Below are 3,687 nucleotides of genomic sequence, written 5' to 3' on the forward strand. Positions count from 1 at the left end.
GCAGCAGCCCGGAGGTCACTTCACCGTCCCGACCGCGGTGGCCGTCGTGCCGGCGCCCGTCCGGCGCCCGGTGGTCGAGGGCGGGTTCGACTTCTTCGGCACCCAGAAGGGCACCCCGAAGGCCGCGCTGGACTCCGTGCAGAACGAGGACCTCGCCGACGTCGTCGGGCAGGAGGCCCTCGCGGTGCACAAGGCGGAGGCCGAGGCGGAGTTCAAGCCGGCCGACGAGCGGTCGCGCGGCGTCGGGCGGCAGGTCATCGACCTGACCGCGCACGACGAGACGGAGCAGATCGACGTCCAGGGGCTGCGCAGCGCGGCCTCCTGAGTCCGCTGACCACCGGCTCCGCACACCGGGCCCGGCTCCCCTCGCGGGGGCCGGGCCCGGTGTCATCCGGTCATCCACCGGTCCGGCCGGGCGTCTTGGCGCCCGGTGCGGGACCGCTCCGCCTGCTCGTGCAGCAGCCGCGCGGCCTCACCGGCGTCCCGCAGACGGGCCGTGACGGTCTTGCCGGCGCCGGTGTCCACGTGGACGTCGGCCAGTCCCCAGCGGCGCTTCCAGGGCCCCTGGGTCAGCCGTACGCTCTGCACCTTGGCGTGCGGGACCAGCGAGAGCCGGCGGCTCAGCAGGCCGTACCGGGTGGCGAGCACCGTGTCGGTGACGGCGAGCCGGTGCCCCCGCCACCACACCGGCAGGCACCAGTGGGCCCGCCGCGGCGACGGCGACAGCTGCTGAGGCGCCGTCATGCCGGGCAGCACGCGCGCGACGACCGACTCGGCGACCGCGCGCGGGGCGACCGGTATCAGCACCGAGTTCGCGGACCCGGCCACGTGCAGTTCCACCCGCACCCAGCCGGGCCACCGCCACAGCAGCGGCTCCACGATCCGCACGGTCTGCACCCGGCCCGGCGGCACGGTCTCGTGCGCGCGGTCGAGCAGCCCGCGGTCGATGCGCAGCCCGTCCGGGGACGCGCTCACGGTCCAGTCGAACTCGGCGACGAACCGTCCCGCGCTGCTCGCGCCGGCGGCGCCGAGCAGCGGCAGGGCGGTGGCGGCGACCGTCCACAGGTTGTGGGTGGCGTACCACAGCACGGACGGCAGGACGAGCGCGGCGCACAGCGACCCCCAGGTCGCGCCCGTCAGCAGCAGGGAGCCGGCCAGCGCGCGCGGGGGCACGTGCAGCAGCTGCTGCGCCGGCGCCTCGCCCACCTCCTGCGCGGTCTCGGGCGTGAAACCCGCCGCGCGCGCCAGCAGTTCCGCGCGCAGGGCGCGCGCCTCCTGCTCGCCCAGAAAGGCGAGCTCGTCCTTCTTGTCGGCTCCGACGACATCGATCCGCAGCTTCGCGACGCCGGCCACGCGCGCGAGGAGCGGCCGGGAGACGTCCACGGCCTGGATGCGCTCCAGCCGGATGTGCGCGGTGCGCCGGAACAGCAGCCCGGTGCGGATGCGCAGTTCGCCGCCGGTGACCGCGAAGTGGGTGAACCACCAGGACAGGAAGCCGTAGAGACCGGCCAGCGGCACCAGCACCGCCAGCCCCAGCAGCAGCATGGTTCCGGTCAGTCTCGTCAGCTGCTGCTGCGCCCCGTTCGGGTCGTGCACCGCCCACCCGGCGAGCACGGCGACCGGCGCCCACGCCCGGCGGAAGGGGGTGACCGGGTGCAGCCGCCGCTCCGCGACGGACGGGCGCTCCGCCATACCCTCGTCCACGCCCTCGCCTACGCCCCGGTCTATGCCCTCGTCCGGCTCCGCGGTGGTCACAGGCCCGCCGATCGGGCCTCGCCCAGCTCGGTGAGCCGGTCGCGCAGCCGTTCCGCCTCGGCCGGGTCCAGGCCCGGGATCGTCGCGTCGGTCGCGGCGGCCGCCGTGTGCAGCTGCACGGTCGCCAGCCCGAAGCGCCGCTCCACGGGCCCGGAGGTGACCTCCACCAGCTGCATCCGCCCGTACGGCACCACCGTCTCCTCGCGCCACAGCACACCGCGGCTGATCAGCAGGTCGTCGGCGCGCTCGGCGTACCGCCACGAGCGCCAGTTGCGCCCCAGCAGCCGCCAGCCCCAGGCGGCGCACGCCAGAGGCACCAGCGCGAGGGCCGCCCACGCGGGGCCTGCCAGCAGGCCCGGCAGCAGCCCGGTGGCGACCGTCAGCAGGCCCGTCCACGCCACCAGCAGCAGCCGGCGCATCCGCAGCAGCCCGGGCGGCAGCCCCCGCCACATCGTCTCGTCCCCCGGTATCCCGGTCCCGTCCCGGCTCCCCGTCTCCATGGGCCCAGCGTACGTAGGGGAGACTGGGAGCCATGACTCCTATGACGGAGACCACGGTCGGGATCGGCGGTGCCGCGGAGAGCACCGACATGGTGCTCAACATCGGCCCCCAGCACCCGTCCACGCACGGCGTGCTGCGGCTCAGGCTCGTGCTGGACGGGGAGCGCATCGTGCGCGCCGAGCCGGTGATCGGCTATATGCACCGGGGCGCCGAGAAGCTCTTCGAGGCGCGCGACTACCGGCAGATCATCATGCTCGCCAACCGCCACGACTGGCTGTCGGCGTTCTCCAACGAGCTGGGCGTGGTCCTCGCCGTGGAGCGGATGCTCGGCATGGAGGTCCCCGAGCGGGCGGTGTGGACCCGCACGCTGCTCGCCGAGCTGAACCGGGTGCTGAACCACCTGATGTTCCTCGGCTCCTACCCGCTGGAGCTCGGCGGGATCACCCCGGTGTTCTACGCGTTCCGCGAGCGCGAGGTGCTCCAGAACGTCATGGAGGAGGTCTCCGGCGGGCGCATGCACTACATGTTCAACCGCGTGGGAGGCCTCAAGGAGGACCTGCCCGCCGGATGGACCGCACGCGCGCGTGCCGTCGTCGCGGCCGTCCGCTCGCGCATGGACGTCTTCGACGACCTGGTGCTCGGCAACGAGATCTTCCGGGGCCGCACCCGCGGCGTGGGGGCGCTCACGCCCGAGGCCGTGCACGCCTACGGCGTGAGCGGGCCCGTCGCGCGCGCCTCGGGCGTCGACTTCGACCTGCGGCGCGACGAGCCGTACCTGGCCTACGGCGACCTGCAGGACACCCTGAAGGTCGTCACCCGGGGCGAGGGCGACTGCCTCGCCCGCTTCGAGGTCCTCCTGGAGCAGACCCACAACGCCCTCGACCTCGCCGACGCCTGCCTGGACCGGCTGGCCGCGCTGCCGCCCGGGCCGATCAACCAGCGCCTGCCGAAGGTGCTGAAGGCGCCCGAGGGGCACACGTACGCGTGGACCGAGAACCCGCTCGGCATCAACGGCTACTACCTGGTCAGCAAGGGCGACAAGACCCCGTACCGGCTCAAGCTGCGCTCGGCGTCGTACAACAACATCCAGGCCCTGACCGAGCTGCTGCCCGGCACGCTGGTCGCGGACATGGTGGCGATCCTGGGCTCGATGTTCTTCGTGGTCGGCGACATCGACAAGTAGGCCCTTGCCGGGCTCAGCCGAGCGGGTCCGCGATGCCGACCGGCTGGAGCAGCCAGCGGAAGTCGCCGAGGCCGCCCGGGGCCGTGAGCTCGGCGGCCTCCCCGGCGCTCGCGAGGGCGCGCACATAGGCCGAGGGGTCCGTGGAGGCCAGCGCGAGCGGGGGGCGTGCGCCGGTGATACCGAGGGCGCGCAGAGCGGCGCGCTGGGTGAGGACGCGGGCGTTCAGGGGCCCGTGCGGGGCCCGGGAC

The 3,687-nt window shown here is 74.3% G+C and carries 3 protein-coding genes and 2 pseudogenes; 2 read left to right on the plus strand and 3 right to left on the minus strand.

The genetic code is table 11. The features are described 5' to 3' along the window. Window positions 1–325, plus strand: a pseudogene (locus tag ACLU3S_RS36225) (hypothetical protein); the annotation flags it as partial. A 62-nt stretch (window positions 326–387) separates the two neighbouring features. Here the strand turns inward: ACLU3S_RS36225 and ACLU3S_RS36230 are convergent. Together ACLU3S_RS36230 and ACLU3S_RS36235 are read right to left on the minus strand one after the other, a co-directional pair. Beyond that, window positions 388–1,692 carry a PH domain-containing protein gene (locus ACLU3S_RS36230; RefSeq protein WP_413956228.1) on the minus strand — a complete coding sequence of 435 codons (1,305 nt, stop codon included), beginning with the start codon at window positions 1,690–1,692 and terminating at the stop codon, window positions 388–390. Window positions 1,693–1,751: 59 nt separating this feature from the next. Continuing rightward, complete coding sequence (locus ACLU3S_RS36235; RefSeq protein ID WP_413956226.1) at window positions 1,752–2,255, minus strand: PH domain-containing protein; 504 nt, start codon at window positions 2,253–2,255, stop codon at window positions 1,752–1,754. 32 nt (window positions 2,256–2,287) lie between these two features. Between ACLU3S_RS36235 and ACLU3S_RS36240 the strand changes: the two genes are divergently transcribed. After that, window positions 2,288–3,439: an NADH-quinone oxidoreductase subunit D gene (locus tag ACLU3S_RS36240; RefSeq protein WP_413956227.1), complete on the plus strand. Its 1,152-nt coding sequence runs from the start codon at window positions 2,288–2,290 to the stop codon at window positions 3,437–3,439. Between the two features lie 13 nt (window positions 3,440–3,452). Here ACLU3S_RS36240 and ACLU3S_RS36245 read toward each other — a convergent pair. Next, a pseudogene (locus tag ACLU3S_RS36245) lies at window positions 3,453–3,687 on the minus strand (hypothetical protein); the annotation flags it as partial.

The organism is Streptomyces sp. AF1A (genome assembly GCF_047340315.1).
Lineage (GTDB): Bacteria > Actinomycetota > Actinomycetes > Streptomycetales > Streptomycetaceae > Streptomyces.

Excerpts from the sequence above, each read along its gene's own strand:
- ACLU3S_RS36235 (WP_413956226.1), bottom strand. The coding sequence starts at position 2,255 with ATGGAGACGGGGAGCCGGGACGGGACCGGGATACCGGGGGACGAGACG.
- ACLU3S_RS36230 (WP_413956228.1), bottom strand. The coding sequence starts at position 1,692 with ATGGCGGAGCGCCCGTCCGTCGCGGAGCGGCGGCTGCACCCGGTCACC.
- ACLU3S_RS36240 (WP_413956227.1), top strand. The coding sequence starts at position 2,288 with ATGACTCCTATGACGGAGACCACGGTCGGGATCGGCGGTGCCGCGGAG.